The following is a 15,191-nucleotide window of genomic DNA, read 5'->3' as shown; positions in this document are numbered from 1 at the left end:
TGGTGCGTGCCACTCTGAGAGCGTGACTGCGAAGTTCAAGGACTTGGCTCTCGACGCCCAGGACCACCAGAAGCTGGCCGACTGGTGGTGCGTCGCGCTGGGCTACGTGCGGCGCGGCGAGGCCCGCTCAGCCGACGATCCGGTGCCGATCGTCGACGCCGCCGGGGTGGGGCCGTTGATCTGGGTGAATCCGGTGTCTGAGGCGAAGACGGTGAAGAACCGGATGCACCTCGACGTGTTCGGTGACGTGGGGGAGCTGGTTTCGTTGGGGGCGGTGCTGGTGAGGAACAAGGGCGTAGATATCGATTGGTGGGTGATGGCGGATCCGGAGGGGAATGAGTTTTGTGTGTTCGAACCGCGGGAGTGATCTTTCGAGCTGAGGGGTAGTTCCACGGGACCAGGTTTGCCCGCGGAGTGCCCATGAAACCGAAGAACGGTTGGTTTCCTCGGGGGCGGATTCCTCCGAAGGTGGCTTTGTGGTGCGCGATCTTGTACTCGTTCCTCTTCGTCATGTGGGTCGTGCTGCCGCTGCTCAGCCAGGACGGCTGGAGACGCTGTGCTCAGCTCGGCCTCGGGCTTTGCTGCTTCCGATCGCCGTCTGCCACTGGGTGTTGTTCTTTCGCGCTCGGCGAAGTCGCGACGGTTGATCGTCAGCTGGTGACCTCCGGCAGGCTGTTTCCCCGTTGCTGTTGCCAATTCTCACCGGCGTCAGGGTGATCCGTCGAACGGCTCAGTTCCGCCCATTTCTCGTCCACAGCCAAGCGGTTGCGCCAGACTTCGCGGCCGTATTCGTACGCGTCGCTGCCGGCCAGCAACCGCAGTGGTGGGTCCGGAAGCTCCGCGACGCGAAGCACCAGGTCGGCGACGAGCGCCGGGTCGCTGTTCGCGGTCTTCTCGAACCCCGCCATGGCGCGGGCGGAAGCGCCGACCGTCGGCTCGTAGGGCGTGCTGATCGGCGGCGTCGCCATCGACGAGCCGGCCCAGTCGGTGCGCATGCCACCCGGCTCGAGCACGGTGACCTTGATGCCAAGCGGCGCGACCTCCGCGGCAAGCGCCTCGCTGAACCCGCCGACAGCCCACTTCGCCGACTGGTACGCCGTCATCCCCGGGCTCCCGATCCGGCCGCCCACCGAGGAAATCTGGATGATCCGTCCGCCGCCCTGCCGGCGAAGCACCGGAACCGCGGCCTTCGTGACATAGACCGTGCCCAGGAAATTGGTCTCGACCTGGCGCCGGAAGACCTCCAGCGACGTGTCCTCAAGGGCCGCTCGATCCCCCTGGCCGGCGTTGTTCACGACGACGTCGAGGCGCCCGAAAGCCCGAACGCCACCCGCGACAGCGGCCTCCGCAGCGGCAGGATCGGTCACGTCCAACGCCTCGACGTGCACCTGCGACCCGAAGCGTTCCCGCAGGTCATCGAGCGAACGCGGGTCACGGGCGGTCGCCACGACCTGGTGTCCGGCCGCCAGGGCTCGCTCCACGATCTGGCGACCCAGGCCGCGCGAAGCGCCGGTCACGAAGAAAACCACGACAACCTCCGAAGTCCGATTTAACGCAAGTTGATTGCGTTACTTCGACGGTAGCACTCCGAGGCGGGTAACGCAGCCGGCTTGCGTTAAAGTGTGGTGTGCATCGCCGAGCGCGTTCCGAGGAAGCCAAGCTGCAGCGCGCCGAGGACCTCCTCGCCGCGGCCCGCGGGCTGGCCGTCGAGCTGGGCGGGGTGCGGCACGTGACGCTCGCCGCCGTCACGGAGGCGGCGGGGCTGCACGCGTCGGCCGTGCGGCGGTACTTCGCCAGCCGCGAGGAGCTGTTCCTCGAGCTCGCCGAACGCGGCTGGGAGGAATGGCGCGACGTCCTCACCGCCCGCCTCGCCGGCGCCCGCGGCCTGCCGCCGGGCGAGCTCGCCGAGGCGCTGAGCACGACGATCGTCACGCTCCCGCTCTTCTGTGACCTACTCACGCACGTGTCGCTGAGCCTCGAAGGCGACGTCTCCATCGAGCGGGCGCGCCAATACAAGACGAGGTCGTTCAAGGCCTACGACGTGATCGTCGAGACCCTCGTCAACGCGGGAACCCTTACCGCACAACAGGTCCACGACGTCATCGCCACGCTGCTCGGCACCACGTCGTACTTCTGGCAGCTCTCCCACCCGACGGCCACCCTCGCCGAGCTCTACCGCCAGGAACCCCGCTGGTCCCACACAGCGCTCGACTTCGAGCCCCGTCTCACGCGGCTGCTGAAAGCCACCGCGGAAGGCCTGGCCAAGCGTTAAACGAGCGCGTTCGACGCCAGGTGCAGCGCTTCGATCAGGTGCGCACGGTGTCCGGGGTGGACGTTGATGCGGGCCTCGCCGTGGGTGTTGCCGATGAACGTCAGCACGCGGCCGCGGTCGGTGAGGTCGAGGACGGACATCGGGGTGCTGCGCGTCCGCCGGCCCGCGTCGTCGCGCGTCGCGACATACAGCTGGTGCGCGGCATCGCGACCGGCGCGCATGAGGCGGCGGAGCTCGTCGGCTTCGTGGGACATCTCGGTCAGTGGATTGTCGGACTCGTAATCGCGCCCCGCGTCCTCGAAATGGGCCTTCGGCACGCTCATCGGCGCCAGCCGCGCCGGCGGGCGCGTGGGCAGCGCGTCCACCAGGTGCTCCGCGGCCTCGCGCGCCGGGATCGGGTCGAGCTGCACCACGCGGTGGTCGGTGATCAGGCGCACCGCGTCACGGCCCGACTCGGCCACGAGGATCGCGCCGTCGTCCGCGCCGTCGCGGAAGTTGCTCCACGAGTACATCTCGCGCGCAGGGTTGGCGAGCACGTCCAGCGTCGCGCGCCACGGCCGGGTGAGCTCACCGGCCGACGTGGCCAGCCCCAGGTCGTACAACGCGTCCAGCGCACGTCGGCGCAGCGTCGCCTCGGCTTCGTCGGTGCGGTACGTCTGGTCGGGCCCCACGACAATCGGCGGCTCACCGAGCTCGGCGACGGTCCAGGCAACCAGGAACACCGGCCGGGGCAACCGCACCGGCCTGTCGATGATCGTCATCGGTCTGCTCAGGCTCCGATGGTCGGGGGCGTCGGCGGAAGGCCGGTGTGGGGATCGAGGAGCCTGCCGTCTTCGTCGTCGAGGAGCGAGAAGGCGGAGTCGTCGTCGATGCCGTACTTGCGCTGGTGCTCGGCGTCTTCCTCGCCCTTGCCCTTGTTGCCGGCCGCGCCCATGCCGCCCATTCCGGGCGTGCCCTTGGCGCCGGCCGCACCGGCTGCCGCGCCTCGGCCGGCCAGCGCACCACCACGGCCGCCTTCTTCGCCGAACGCCCCTGTGCCGGCGCCACCACCGAGCCGCGACCCGGTTCCGGTCCCTGCCCCGCCGCGTCCGCCGAACGCCCCGGCCCCACCTGCACCTGCACCGGCGCCTACGCCTACGCCGAAGCCGCCAGGCCCGAAGCCGTCCCCTCCACCCGTCGCCGACCACGACGGATTCCCACTGCCGACGGGGAACCTCTGCCCCGGCGGCGTGACCCGCGGATCGTCGAGATCACTGGACGTGTGCGTGTCGTCATCGTCACCCGGCCGCCTACCCGGCCGATCCTCGTCCCGCGGCGGCCTCTGCTCCGGCGGCACCACGGGCCGTCCGGTCGGCGGCGGCAACACCGTCGGCGGCGGAATGTTGGGCGGCGGCGTGGTCGGCGGAGGTGTCGTCGGCGGAGGCGTCGTGATGTGCCGGGCGTCGACCTCGGACTGCGAGGTGGACGTCTTGTCGTCACCGGTCGTGTTCTTGGTCGTGCGGGTCAGCTTCTCGCGCTTGACCTTGCCGGGCTGGGTGATCGTGACGGTGCCGTCGAACTCGTTCAGCTTGCCGTAGTCGGTCTTGAGGCTCTGACCGCTGTTCTGCGCCTGCTGGGCGTAGCCGTTGTACCGGTCGAGGTTCTGCTGGGCGAGCTGGTTGTACTGGTTGATCTTGTCTTCGGTATCCGTGTCCCACGGCGTCGCCACATCGATGAAGTCCTTGTGCGGCGGGGTTCCCGGCATCGGCTGCAGGGCGGCTTTCATTTCGTCGAACCCGTGCGCGAGGCCGGTGAGGTTCTGCCCGTTGGTCGTATACGTCTGGGACGCCGCGGCCGTCGTGTCTGAGAAGACCTTGATTCGCTGCTGCGCGGCCTCGGCCCCGCCGCCGGTCCAGACGGACTCGAGGCCGGTGCTGAGGTTCTGGATGTCGGCACTGATGGTGTGGTGATCCGCCGCGAGTTGCGTGGCTTGCCCAGCCCCCTCGTGCCAACCGCCGGCGCCCTTGCTGTTGAGCACCTTCTGCACCAACTCGGGTGCCGGCACGGCCTGCTGGCCGACGTTCCCGTGCCCGACGTCGTCGACCCACTGCTCGGCGTCGTTGATGCGGTCGCCCGCCCACTTCGCGGCGTCACCGATCTTGCTGAAGAAGCTCATCAGCCACCAGCTTTCTGGCGCAGGTTGGTGACGACCATGTCGGCCACCCTCGCGGCGAGCTCGCAGGGGTCGGCGACTCCGATCTTGGCTTGACTCAGGTAGAGCGAGGCGTCGAAGGAAAGGTCATCTCGGATACCGACACTCACCTGGCAAAACTCCTGCGGAGCGCCTTGCTTTTCCGAAGAATGCGCGGCTGCGGGGAAGCCTTGGATGGGCTTGAGTTCGTGCCATACGCTGGCCTGCGGTTTCGTGTTCGCGTACACGCCGCTGAGACCTTCATGCGTCTGCGTGTCGTAGCCGACTCCGACGCCGGCATCGGCGTCCCAGTTGCACGCCTGTCCGAGCGCGGCGTTGTCGTCGCGCTTTCCCTGCGGCGCTGAGCCCAGGATTTGCTTGAGCTGGTCCGAGGTCAACGCATCCTGGCACGGGTCACCCGAGAGCACCGAAGTGGGCAACGGGTGCTCCACCTTCGGAGCGCCGTCGTGCGGCAAACTGGCCGCAGATGGTGCCGAGGCCGGGATGCTTGCCGGGGCGGCGGCGTTCCCACTCGAGCATCCTGCGACGGCAGCAACGGTGGCTGCTGTGCCGGATAGAAGCAGTAGCAGTCGCTTGGTTGTCACGCGAACCCCTTGTCCTGGTCGCCGGCCGCGGCCTTCACGTCGGCGCCAGCATTCTCGTCAGCCGCGACGGTGATACCCAGTGCCAGTTCGAGCTTGCTTACCAACTGCCCGGCGTACTTGAGCTCGCGACCGACCTGATCGGCGCCTTCACCGAACGCGCCCCCGCCGCGGCCATCGCCGACGAGGAGTGTGTTGTAGCTGGTGCTACCCGGATCGTCCGGCGGAGGCCGGATCTTTCGCAGTGCCTCGGCTTGGGTGTTCATGTGCCGGAGGTTGTCGCGGACGCGTCTGGCCACCGTCAGCATGCTCTGCGCCTCGTCACGACTCAGACTGAAGCCGCCGCCACCACCGGGGCTGGGCACGGCCGCTCCGCCGGACGCACCACCGCCGGCCGGTTGGTCGCCGGTGATGGTGAAGTTCATGCCAGTGAGCCAGTTCGACTCCGGCGCAGGTAGAGCCACTGCGTTCCCCCTCATGACGCTTCAGTCCCGTGGCGGACCGTCCCCTGCGGCAACGGTAATGGACTGATCACCCTCGGGTGGGCATTTTGCCGAAGTCGGGCGAAAGGCGCTAGGGAGCTGTCGCCGATCGGGTGGAGGTTGTCCATCACACGCCGGCCTTGTGGCGGAGGTTGGTGACGACCATGTCGGCCACCCGGGCCGCCAGGTCGCAGGGGTCGGCTCTGCCGACTCTGGACGAGCTCAGCACCAGCGAGGCGTCGAACTCCAGCTCGTCGCTGATGCCGACGCTCACCTGGCAGAAGTCGTTCGGAGTGTCGAGGCTGTACGTGGAGTGGGCTACCGCTGGGAGGCCTTGGATGGGTAAGAGTTCTCGCCACACTTTTGCCTGGGGCTTTGTTCCTGCGTAGACGGCGCTGAGTCCATGCTGTTGTTTGGTTGCATAGCTCACCGATGCCAGGGCGTTGGCGCTCCAATTACACGCTGGGCCCAGAGCCGAGTCGTCGCGTTTGCCGATGGGCGTGGTGCCCAGGATCAATTCCAGCTGGTCCGAGGTCAGCCCCTCCTGGCAAGGGTCGCCGGACAGAACCGATGCCGGCAGAGGGTGTTCCACCTTCGGAGCGCCGCTGTGGGGCAGAGGCCTGGTAGTGAGCGACGGAGGCGGGGTCGTCGGTGCGCCGGCCCGTGCATGCCCAGAGCAGCCGGAGGTCGTGGCGACAACCACCACAACCCCACACAAAGCGACAAGCCGCCAAAAGATACGCACTGCCATCCCCCTCGGATGAGCCGGCCGGAGGCGGCCGGTTACTCCAGGTTACCGAGACAAAGGGGACAGAGCGTCACCTACTAGGGGCCAACCGGCACTGTTCCTCCTGACACATCGCGTCGCGGGGGTGGGCGAGGGTGCTTAGGGTGCCGGGGTGGGTGCGTTATGACGTGGTGGCATGCGGTGATCATCTTCGTCGCCGGGGTGTGGGCGGGGACGATCAACGCGGTGGTCGGGTCGGGGACGTTGGTGACGTTTCCGGTGCTCGTGGCGTTGGGGTACCCGCCGATCACGGCGACGACGTCCAACGCCGTGGGGCTCGCGCCCGGCACGATCAGTGGGGCGTACGGCTACCGCGCCGAGCTGGAGGGGTACTGGCCGCAGGTGCTGAGGTTCTCGGTGGCGTCGTTCTTCGGCGCGATCGGGGGGACGATTCTGCTGCTGACGTTGCCCAAGGACGCCTTCGAGACGATCGTGCCGGTACTCGTGGGACTGGCGGTGGTGCTGGTGATCGTGCAACCGAGGGTGTCGAAGTGGGTGCAGAAGCGCCGCGACGCCAACGGGACCGAGCACAAACCCGGGCCGCTGCTTCTCGGGTTGCTGTTCCTCATCGGCATTTACGGCGGCTATTTCACCGCCGCGCAGGGCGTGATGATGATGGCCGTGATGGGGATGCTGCTGTCGGAGCCCCTGCAACGGCTCAACGGAGTCAAGAACGTCCTCGCGGCCGTCGTCAATGTCATCGCCGGCCTCATCTACGCCGTCGTCGCCCCGGTGAGCTGGCCGGTGATCGGGCTGCTGGCCGTCGGGTCGACGATCGGGGGGCAGATCGGGGCGAAGATCGGTCGCAAGTTGTCGCCGACGGTGTTGAGGGCCGTGATCGTGGTGATCGGTGTTGCGGCTGTGGTGGAACTGGTCCTGAAGTGAGTGCTGCCAACGTTGTGCGGGCCTGATGGCTGCGGTGAAACGCTGACTCACCCGCGACCCGTTGGTGCCGAGGGCCATCGCACGGTCTGCAGAAGGCCTGGAATGACCTGTCCCAGTGCGACGCGGCAGGATCAGCGGAACGGAGGCCGTCCCGCCGACCCATGCCGCCCTGTCACGCCAGGAACTCCTGGGCGGCCGCCAGGAACAGGTCGTTCTCCTCCGGGGTCCCGATGGTCACGCGCGCGCCGTCGCCCGGGAACGGGCGCACGATCAGCTTGCGGTCCAGCATGTGTTCAGAGAATTCGACCGTGCGCTCGCCCAGTGGGAACCACACGAAATTGGCCTGGGTAACCGGAATCTCGTAGCCCATGGAAACCAGCGCCGTGCGCACGCGGTCGCGTTCGGAGATGATTTCGGCGCAGCGTTCCATCAGCTCGTCGGCGGCGTCCAGCGAAGCCATGGCGGCGACCTGGGCGATGGTGTTCACCGAGAAGGCCACGTACACCTGCCGAAGCGCCTCCGCGATTGAAGCGCAAGCCACGGCGTACCCCACCCGCAGGCCGGCCAGCCCGTAAGCCTTGGAGAAAGTCCGCAGCACCGCAACGTTTTCCCGGGTACGCGCGAATTCCACGCCGTCGGGGACGTCCGCATCGGTGACGAATTCTGTGTACGCCTCATCCAGCACCACGAGCACGTGGGACGGGACGGCGTCGAGGAACCGCGCGATTTCGTCATGCGTCAGCACGGTGCCGGTGGGGTTGTTGGGGTTGCAGACGAAGATGAGCTTCGTGCGGTCGGTGATGGCCGCGAGCATGGCGTCGAGGTCCAACCCGTGCTCGGGCGTCAAGGCGACCTTCACCGAAGTCGCGTGCGCGACCTGCGTGACGATCGGGTACGCCTCGAACGAGCGCCAAGCGAACATCACCTCGTCGCCGGGACCGCAGACGGCCTGGATGAGCTGCTGGCACAGGGAAACCGAGCCGCAGCCGACGGCGAGGTGGTCGAGGGGAACGTTCAACTCACGAGCGAGGCGTTCGCGCAGGGCGTGGGAACCGCTGTCGGGGTAGCGGTTGACGTCGGCCATCGCGTCGGTGATGGCGGCGCGCACGCTGGGCAGCGGGCCGCCGGGCACCTCGTTGCTCGCGAGCTTGATCGCGCCTTGGATCGTCCGGCCGGGGACGTACTTCGGCAACGAATCGAGGTCGGGGCGCGGTGCGAGGGACGGCATCGTCGGTACTCCTCGGGTCAAACGGGACGGCCTGGCCACCGTATCTCGCGACGTCGGATCCACAAAAGTTCCCAATGTTCACCTGGAGGTGATTGCATGAGGTGATGACGTCGACGAGCACCGTGGATTACCAGCGTACCGACGGTCGCGCCCTGCGCCTCACCTTCGCGGAGCCCGACGGTGCCATCCGCGGCGGCCTCGTTGTCCTGCATGAAGGTGACGGGGTCACCGACGGTGTGGTGCTGCTCGTCGCGAGCCTGGCGAACGAAGGCTGGCTCACCGTCACGCCCCACATCGCCGGCGGCGAGAAGCTCACGCAGCAGGACCTGCTCGACGCGACGGACATCACACTCGAATGGCTGGTCGAGCACGGTGTGGAGGCCGATCTGCGCGGCGTCGTCGGGTTCGACCTGGGTGGCACGGCGGCGCTCGTGGTCGCGTCGCACCGCCGGCTCGGCGCGGCGGTGAGCGTGGGCGGCCAGCGCGTGACGGAGCTGCCGCGGCTGCTCGACATCGCGGGCCACCTGACCAGCCCGTGGCTCGGCATGTACGGCGACGCCGGTGACGAAGCCGGCGGCGCCGAGGTGGAGCAGCTGCGCGAAGCGGCGGCGTCGGCGAAGGTGGCCACGAACGTCGTGCGCTACGCGGGCGCCAACCACCGCTTCGACGCCGACCCCAGCGCGGCCGAGGAAGCCTGGCAGCGCACGTTGGACTGGTTCGACGCGCACCTGCGGTAAGCCGGAGACAAGCCAGAGACAAGCCGGAGACAAGACGGTGGCCGGGGTGGTTAGCCGCAGTTAACATCGGCGGGTGACCCAGACTGCCGATGTTCCCGAAGTGCTCTGGCGACCCGACCCGAGCCGCGTGTCCGACACTCGCATCGAAGCGTTCCGCAGGTGGCTGCGGGAAGAACACGGCGTGGAGGTCGACGACTACGACTCGCTCTGGCGCTACTCCGTGGAGCACGTGCCCGAATTCTGGGCGGCCGTCGCCGAGTTCTCTGGTGTGCGCTGGCACGAGAAGCCGCGAGAGGTCCTCTCGGGCGCGATGCCGAACGCGAAGTGGTTCGACGGCGGCACGCTGAATTACGCGGAACACGCGCTCAGCCCAGGCGTCGCGGGCGCGGCGAAGGGCGACGACGAGCTCGCCGTGATCTTCCACCGCGAAGACGGTTTCGCCGAGCAGCTCACGTACGGCGACCTTCGCGCGCAGGTCGCCGCGGCGCGCGGAGCGCTGAAGGCGTTGGGCGTCGCGAAGGGCGACCGGGTGGTGGCGCTGGCGCCGAACTGCCCGCAGACGCTCGTCGCGTTCCTGGCGGCGGCGTCGCTGGGGGCGATCTGGTCGTCGTGCTCACCGGACTTCGGTGTGCGCGCGATTTCCGACCGTTTCACGCAGATCGAGCCGAAGGTGCTCATCGCGGTGAACGGCTACGCCTACAACGGCCGCCAGTTCGACGTCACTCCCACGGTCGAGCGGTTGCGCGCGGAGATCCCGTCGCTGAGCGCGACCGTGTTGGTGAAGTACGTGGGCGAGGGGACCGTTGACGGCACTTGCGACTGGAACGCGATGCTCGCCGAACACGCCGGCACACAGCTGGCGTACGAGCCGGCGGAGTTCGGGCACCCGCTGTGGGTGCTGTACTCGTCCGGCACGACGGGCCTGCCGAAGGGGATCGTGCAGGGGCACGGCGGGATTGTCGTCGAGCACCTCAAAGCCCTTTCCCTGCAAGCGGATCTCGGGCCGGGCGAGCGGTTCTTCTGGTTCACCACCACCGGCTGGATGATGTGGAACTTCCTCATCTCGGGCCTGCTGGTCGGTTCGACGATCGTCCTTTACGACGGCAGCCCTGGCCATCCGGACCTCAACGTGCTGTGGCACCTGGCCGAGCAGCACCGCATCACGTACTTCGGCACGTCGGCGCCGTTCATCCAGAGCTGCCTCAAGGCGGGGCTGGAACCGTCGGCGCGTTACGACCTGAGTGCGTTGCGCGCCTTGGGTTCCACGGGTGCGCCGCTGTCGGTCGAGGGCTTCCGGTGGATCGCCGACAAGATCGGGAAGTCGGTGCAGATCTGCTCGGTCTCCGGCGGCACGGACCTGTGCGCGGCGTTCGTGGCGGCGTCGCCGGACGTACCGGTGTGGCTGGGCGAGCTGTCGTGCCGGGCGCTGGGCGCGGCTGTCGCGTCGTACGACGAGGCCGGCAACCCGCTGGTCGACCAGGTCGGCGAGCTGGTGATCACGGAGCCCATGCCGTCGATGCCGGTGTTCTTCTGGAACGACCCCGACGGCACGCGGCTGCACGAGGCGTACTTCGACATGTACCCCGGCGTCTGGCGCCACGGCGACTGGATCCGTGTGACCCGGCGCGGCTCCGCGGTGATCTACGGCCGCAGCGACTCCACGCTCAACCGCGGCGGCGTGCGCATGGGCACGGCCGAGTTCTACCGCGTGGTGGAGGGCTTCGAAGAGGTCGCCGACTCCCTCGTCGTGGACACCTCCGCGGCCGGAAACGACGACGGGCAGCTGCTGTGTTTCCTCGTGCTGGCGCCGGGTACGCGGCTGGAGGAGATCGAGCCGAAGCTGCGGAAGGAGCTTCGTAGCGCTCTGTCACCACGACATGTTCCCGACCGGTTCGTGGTGGTCGGTGAAATCCCCCGTACCTTGAACGGTAAGAAGTGTGAGGTACCGGTGAAGAAGATACTCTCCGGAGTCGCGCCGGAGAGGGCTGTGAGCAGGGACGCGCTGGCCAACCCGGCCGCGTTGGCCCCGTTCACGGAGCTCGCGGGGGAGCTCGCCGGGCGGTGACGAAGCAGGGGGAAGCATGGCTGGGCCGTACGTGTTGCACGCGTGGTGACTGGGACACGCGCGCAGCACAGCTGGCAGGTGGCGGGCGTGACGACCGTCAAGGCGATCACCTGGGTGACCAGGCTCGCCGGCCTGCTGACGCTACTTTCCGTGGTGGTTCCCTCCGGCCGTAACCTGCGTGGCCACCTGGCCGAGTGGCTGGAGCTGCCACAGGGGGCGACCGTCGCGGCAGCGACCGTGGCCGTGGTCACGGGCGTGCTGCTGATCATGCTCGCGGCCGGGCTGCGGCGGCGGAAGCGCCGGGCGTGGCAGCTCGCGGTCGGCTTCGCGGTGTTGTTGACCTTGTCACACCTGGGGTTGCGACACGTGTTCGGCGCGGGCGTGGTGTCGGTGGTGCTGCTGATCGGGCTGATCGTGAACCGCCGCTACTTCGTCGCGGAGCCGGACCCGACGACGGGCCGCTGGCGCGCGGTGCGGGTGTTCCTGCAGCTGGTGCTGGCGGGCTTCGTGATCAACGTGGTGCTGCTTTCGGTGGCGTCCGGGCGGATGCTCGACCCGTTGAGCTTCCCCGGCCGGCTTTCACAGTCCGGGCTGGCGCTGGTGGGCGTGAGCGGTCCCGCCGTGTTCCACGGTCTGTGGCTGGGGGACCTGTCGGCGGCGATCGGGCTGCTGTTCAGCATCGCGGCGGTGCTCGTGTCCGCGTACTTCCTGCTGCGCTCGGCGGAGCCCGCGCCAGGGCTGTCGGACGACGAGCTGGCGCGCCTGCAGGCCCTGCTGGCCGAGCACGGCGACCGTGACTCGCTGGGCTACTTCGCGCTGCGGCGCGACAAGTTCGCGGTGTTCTCGAAAACGGGCAAGGCGGCCGTGACGTACCGCGTGATCGCCGGCGTCGCGCTGACCTCGGCCGACCCGCTGGGCGACCACGAGGCCTGGCCGGGCGCGATCGAGGAGTACCTGGAGATCTGCAAGCGCAACGCGTGGGTGCCGGCGGCGATGGGCGCGTCGGAGCTCGGGGCGACGGTGTGGGCGCGCTTCGGGCTGGAGGTGCTGGAGATCGGCGACGAGGCCATCGTCGACACGGCCGGCTTCACGCTGGAGGGCCGCATCATGCGTGGCGTCCGCCAGGCGGCTTCGCGGACGCGCCGGGCGGGGTGCAAGGTGCTGGTGCGGCGGGCGGAGGATCTGCGGCCGGGCGAGCTGGACGAGCTGGTGCTGTTGGCCGCTGCGTGGCGGGGCACCGAGACGGAACGCGGCTTCTCGATGGCGCTGGGCCGCATGGGCGACCCCGGCGCGGTGATCGTGACGGCCGAACAGGGCGGACGCGTACGCGGCGTCCTGCAGTTCGTGCCCTGGGGCGCGCGGGGCCTGTCGCTCGACGTGATGCGGCGGGACCGTTCGGCCGACAACGGCGTGAACGAGTTGATGATCTCGGAGCTGCTGGTTTATTCGCACGAGCACGACATCGACCACGTCTCGCTGAACTTCGCCGCGTTCCGCTCCTTGATGGAACAGGGACAACGCATCGGAGCGGGTCCTGTGGCACGTATCTCGGCGAAAGTCCTGCACTTCTTCTCGCGCTGGATCCAGATCGAGAGCCTGTACCGCTTCAACGCCAAGTTCCAGCCACGGTGGGTCCCGCGGTACCTCGTGTACCCCGGCGTGCGCGAACTCCCGCGCGTCGGCGTGGCCACCTTCGAAGCCGAGGGCCTCGGCGGCCGTTCCCCCTGGTTGCGGCGCCTGCTGCAACGCTGATCTTCACTTTCGGGGGGTGCCTTCGCGGGGTAATGGGGGGTGTGTAAGCTATCTGGGCAGTGGTCGACAAGGCCCAGGAGGCTTCGCCTAGTCTGGTCTATGGCGCCGCACTGCTAATGCGGTTGGGGGTAACCCCCCCTCCCGGGTTCAAATCCCGGAGCCTCCGCTGGTGCCTGTTTCGGCAGGTGCTAGATTAACAACTGAACAAGCGCCCGTAGCTCAGCTGGATAGAGCATCTGACTACGGATCAGAAGGTCAGGGGTTCGAATCCCTTCGGGCGCACGTCTGGTTGAGACAGCAGTACCAAGAAGCCCGCCGGAGACGGCGGGCTTCTTGCTGTCCGGGCTTTGTTCGGCAGCCACAGCAGGGACGCGGGGACCCCGCGCACGGAGCAGACCCCGCCCGGGGCCGTGTCCAGGCGGGGTCTGCTCGGGGTGGTCCGCAGACCACCGCGGGTGGGCGGCGAAGAGTCACGCCCGCCCGGGGTCACTCAGGTCAGCACCGGGCGGCCCAGCGGCAGCCCCTTGCCGCCCGTCGCGGCGGACATCGCGCCGAGGTACAGGTAGACGCCGACCGCGGCGAAGACGAAGCAGACGTAACCGCCGGCGGTGGAGGCGCCCGGGGCGTCGCCCACCGTGCCGTAGAGCACGAGGGCCACGGCGAGGTCGATCAGCACGAACAGCACGGTGAACATGGCAGGCAGTCGCAGCGTGCCGAGGGTCAGCAGGACGATCGTGATCAGCCAGGCGATCAGGAAGATGCCCTGCGTGGCAATGGCCGCGTCCGAGGTGATGCCGAACCAGTTGTGGGTCAGGCCGAGCACCAGCGCCGAGTAGCTCCACCAGAACCCGGCGAAGATGCCGAACACCGAGGCGACGGCGTTCTGGCCCAGCGACAGCGCCCACACCGCGGCGACGAACTGGCCAAGGCCCGTCGCGGGCAGGATGATGGCAATCGAGGCGCCGACGGCACTGGCCGGGACGTACCCGGTCAGAACCAGGCCGAGCGCGATCGTGCCGACGATGAAGGTGGGCAGCCCGATCATGCCGGGGTCGCCCACGGGTGCGGTTTGGGCAGGGGCTTCGACTTCAGTGGCAACATCAGTGGACATCGTGTACTCCTCGTTGAGCTGCGAATGATCCTCGAGTGCGGTCAGGCTGGGCGGTGGTCCTCGATCGGCTGGAGTGGGAGACGTGGTTGCGCTACCTGCTTTTCGTGCCGAGTTCGGTCACCGGCGCCGGGTTGAAGTGGCGGTCCAGCTGGAGTGCGGGACGCGGTGGCGCCACCCGCTTCTCGCGCCGACCTGGGCCGCCGGCTTCGGTTCGAAGCGGCCCGCCAGATGGAGGGGGGCCTGGTTGCGTTACCGGCCTTCTCCGTCGAACCCGGTGGCCGGCAACGGCCTGAAGCGGCAGGCCCGGTGGCGATCGGGTTGATGGGGAGACGTGGTGGCACCACGGCTTTCCCTGCCGAGTTGGATCGCCGGCTTCGGGTCGAAGCGGCGGACCAGCCGGAGCGAGAGACGTGGTTGCACCACCCGCTTTCTCCGCCGAGCCTGATCACCGGCGCCAGGGCGAAGCGGCGGACTGGCCGACTCGAACCACGCCGTGGCGAGCGCGCGGGGCCGGGCGGGGAGAACCGCTTCACTGGGTTCTGGGCCACATTCCTGACAGCTCAGGGTGGTCGTCGTCGATCAGGCGGTGCGCCAAGGCGATCGCCTCCTTGGGATCGATCTGGTCGAAGTCGGGATGCCCCTTGGCGATTCCCTCGAAGACGGCGGCCAGCTCGGTCGCCGCGGTCGGGGACAGGCCGGTGTCCTGGCTGCACTGCACGTAGCGCAGCCGCAGCACGCCCGCAGCCTGCATCAGCAAGGCGCAGTAAGTATTGTGCGCGGCTGGTGCCCGATCGGATCGTGCAGCTGACTCTTTGCCTTTCACGCGGACTCCTTTGTCTCGTCAAGTCTCCCGACGCGGCCGGTCAGGCGGTGGCGCGTTTTTTGAGTTCCTTCGCCGCGGCACCCGGGTCGGCGGCGTTGTAGATCGCGCCCCCCGCCACAGCGACGGTCGCACCCGCGTCGCGGACCGCGCCGATAGTGTCGATCTTGATGCCACCGGCGATGGAGAACGGGACACCGGCCAGACGACCGTCTTCCAACAGGGTGTCGATCGTGTAACCAGGCCGGGCCTGCTCATCCAAACCCGCGTGGATCTCCAC

Annotated in this window: 15 protein-coding genes, 2 tRNA genes and 1 pseudogene; 8 read left to right on the top strand and 10 right to left on the bottom strand. The window is 68.3% G+C overall.

Annotated elements, in window-relative coordinates; genetic code table 11:
- The first annotated feature begins 22 nt into the window (after positions 1-22).
- Entirely contained in the window at positions 23-367 is a 345-nt protein-coding gene (locus AB0M56_RS10925) for a VOC family protein (protein WP_364173557.1), read from the top strand.
- 283 nt (positions 368-650) lie between these two features.
- Here the strand turns inward: AB0M56_RS10925 and AB0M56_RS10920 are convergent, their stop codons facing one another.
- Positions 651-1,529, bottom strand: coding sequence for an SDR family NAD(P)-dependent oxidoreductase (locus tag AB0M56_RS10920; protein WP_364173555.1), 879 nt, complete (start codon positions 1,527-1,529; stop codon positions 651-653).
- Between the two features lie 98 nt (positions 1,530-1,627).
- Between AB0M56_RS10920 and AB0M56_RS10915 the strand changes: the two genes are divergently transcribed.
- On the top strand, positions 1,628-2,272 hold the full coding sequence (locus tag AB0M56_RS10915) for a TetR family transcriptional regulator (RefSeq protein WP_364173552.1): 645 nt from the start codon (positions 1,628-1,630) through the stop codon (positions 2,270-2,272).
- Here AB0M56_RS10915 and AB0M56_RS10910 read toward each other — a convergent pair.
- The 5 genes from AB0M56_RS10910 to AB0M56_RS10890 form a co-directional block, all read right to left on the bottom strand.
- Entirely contained in the window at positions 2,269-3,033 is a 765-nt protein-coding gene (locus AB0M56_RS10910; RefSeq protein ID WP_364173551.1) for an ESX secretion-associated protein EspG, read from the bottom strand. The genes AB0M56_RS10915 and AB0M56_RS10910 overlap by 4 nt on opposite strands.
- An 8-nt stretch (positions 3,034-3,041) precedes the next feature.
- The gene (locus AB0M56_RS10905) at positions 3,042-4,427 is read right to left on the bottom strand and encodes a hypothetical protein (protein WP_364173548.1); all 1,386 of its coding nucleotides are present in this window, start codon (positions 4,425-4,427) and stop codon (positions 3,042-3,044) included.
- Positions 4,427-5,047, bottom strand: coding sequence for a DUF3558 domain-containing protein (locus AB0M56_RS10900; protein ID WP_364173545.1), 621 nt, complete (start codon positions 5,045-5,047; stop codon positions 4,427-4,429). The genes AB0M56_RS10905 and AB0M56_RS10900 overlap by 1 nt, the downstream gene beginning before the upstream one ends.
- A complete protein-coding gene (locus AB0M56_RS10895; protein WP_364173543.1) occupies positions 5,044-5,469 on the bottom strand; it encodes a hypothetical protein in 426 nt (141 codons plus the stop codon). The genes AB0M56_RS10900 and AB0M56_RS10895 overlap by 4 nt, the downstream gene beginning before the upstream one ends.
- A gap of 184 nt (positions 5,470-5,653) precedes the next feature.
- A complete protein-coding gene (locus tag AB0M56_RS10890) occupies positions 5,654-6,277 on the bottom strand; it encodes a DUF3558 domain-containing protein (RefSeq protein WP_364173540.1) in 624 nt (207 codons plus the stop codon).
- A gap of 159 nt (positions 6,278-6,436) precedes the next feature.
- Between AB0M56_RS10890 and AB0M56_RS10885 the strand changes: the two genes are divergently transcribed.
- Complete coding sequence (locus AB0M56_RS10885; protein WP_364173538.1) at positions 6,437-7,198, top strand: sulfite exporter TauE/SafE family protein; 762 nt, start codon at positions 6,437-6,439, stop codon at positions 7,196-7,198.
- Between the two features lie 172 nt (positions 7,199-7,370).
- Here AB0M56_RS10885 and hisC read toward each other — a convergent pair whose 3' ends face one another.
- Entirely contained in the window at positions 7,371-8,426 is a 1,056-nt protein-coding gene (gene hisC, locus AB0M56_RS10880; RefSeq protein ID WP_364173535.1) for a histidinol-phosphate transaminase, read from the bottom strand.
- A gap of 104 nt (positions 8,427-8,530) precedes the next feature.
- On the opposite strand from hisC, the gene AB0M56_RS10875 reads away from it, so the two are divergent.
- From AB0M56_RS10875 to AB0M56_RS10855, 5 genes are all read left to right on the top strand, one after another.
- Positions 8,531-9,163: a dienelactone hydrolase family protein gene (locus AB0M56_RS10875; protein ID WP_364173532.1), complete on the top strand. Its 633-nt coding sequence runs from the start codon at positions 8,531-8,533 to the stop codon at positions 9,161-9,163.
- Between the two features lie 73 nt (positions 9,164-9,236).
- Positions 9,237-11,228, top strand: a complete 1,992-nt coding sequence (locus AB0M56_RS10870) for an acetoacetate--CoA ligase (RefSeq protein WP_364173529.1) — start codon at positions 9,237-9,239, stop codon at positions 11,226-11,228.
- Positions 11,229-11,270: 42 nt separating this feature from the next.
- The gene (locus tag AB0M56_RS10865; RefSeq protein WP_364173526.1) at positions 11,271-12,980 is read left to right on the top strand and encodes a phosphatidylglycerol lysyltransferase domain-containing protein; all 1,710 of its coding nucleotides are present in this window, start codon (positions 11,271-11,273) and stop codon (positions 12,978-12,980) included.
- 76 nt (positions 12,981-13,056) lie between these two features.
- Positions 13,057-13,146, top strand: a tRNA-Ser gene (locus tag AB0M56_RS10860).
- A gap of 42 nt (positions 13,147-13,188) precedes the next feature.
- Positions 13,189-13,262 (top strand) — tRNA-Arg (locus tag AB0M56_RS10855).
- Positions 13,263-13,470: 208 nt separating this feature from the next.
- Here AB0M56_RS10855 and AB0M56_RS10850 read toward each other — a convergent pair.
- The 3 genes and pseudogenes from AB0M56_RS10850 to AB0M56_RS10840 form a co-directional block, all read right to left on the bottom strand.
- Positions 13,471-14,091: a GPR1/FUN34/YaaH family transporter gene (locus tag AB0M56_RS10850; RefSeq protein ID WP_220245685.1), complete on the bottom strand. Its 621-nt coding sequence runs from the start codon at positions 14,089-14,091 to the stop codon at positions 13,471-13,473.
- A 529-nt stretch (positions 14,092-14,620) separates the two neighbouring features.
- Positions 14,621-14,914: a hypothetical protein gene (locus tag AB0M56_RS10845; RefSeq protein ID WP_364173523.1), complete on the bottom strand. Its 294-nt coding sequence runs from the start codon at positions 14,912-14,914 to the stop codon at positions 14,621-14,623.
- Positions 14,915-14,954: 40 nt separating this feature from the next.
- Positions 14,955-15,191: pseudogene (locus tag AB0M56_RS10840) on the bottom strand (3-hexulose-6-phosphate synthase); the annotation flags it as partial.

Source organism: Amycolatopsis sp. NPDC051372 (genome assembly GCF_040682095.1).
In the GTDB taxonomy this organism is placed as follows: domain Bacteria; phylum Actinomycetota; class Actinomycetes; order Mycobacteriales; family Pseudonocardiaceae; genus Amycolatopsis.
Note: the sequence above shows the minus strand (reverse complement) of the source record. Positions and strands in the feature narration are given on the sequence as shown.

What these genes read in the sequence shown, in the direction of transcription:
- AB0M56_RS10910 (WP_364173551.1), bottom strand. Translation starts at nt 3,033, where the DNA reads ATGACGATCATCGACAGGCCGGTGCGGTTGCCCCGGCCGGTGTTCCTG.
- AB0M56_RS10905 (WP_364173548.1), bottom strand. Translation starts at nt 4,427, where the DNA reads ATGAGCTTCTTCAGCAAGATCGGTGACGCCGCGAAGTGGGCGGGCGAC.
- AB0M56_RS10895 (WP_364173543.1), bottom strand. Translation starts at nt 5,469, where the DNA reads ATGAACTTCACCATCACCGGCGACCAACCGGCCGGCGGTGGTGCGTCC.
- AB0M56_RS10890 (WP_364173540.1), bottom strand. Translation starts at nt 6,277, where the DNA reads ATGGCAGTGCGTATCTTTTGGCGGCTTGTCGCTTTGTGTGGGGTTGTG.
- AB0M56_RS10885 (WP_364173538.1), top strand. Translation starts at nt 6,437, where the DNA reads ATGACGTGGTGGCATGCGGTGATCATCTTCGTCGCCGGGGTGTGGGCG.
- hisC (WP_364173535.1), bottom strand. Translation starts at nt 8,426, where the DNA reads ATGCCGTCCCTCGCACCGCGCCCCGACCTCGATTCGTTGCCGAAGTAC.
- AB0M56_RS10875 (WP_364173532.1), top strand. Translation starts at nt 8,531, where the DNA reads ATGACGTCGACGAGCACCGTGGATTACCAGCGTACCGACGGTCGCGCC.
- AB0M56_RS10850 (WP_220245685.1), bottom strand. Translation starts at nt 14,091, where the DNA reads ATGTCCACTGATGTTGCCACTGAAGTCGAAGCCCCTGCCCAAACCGCA.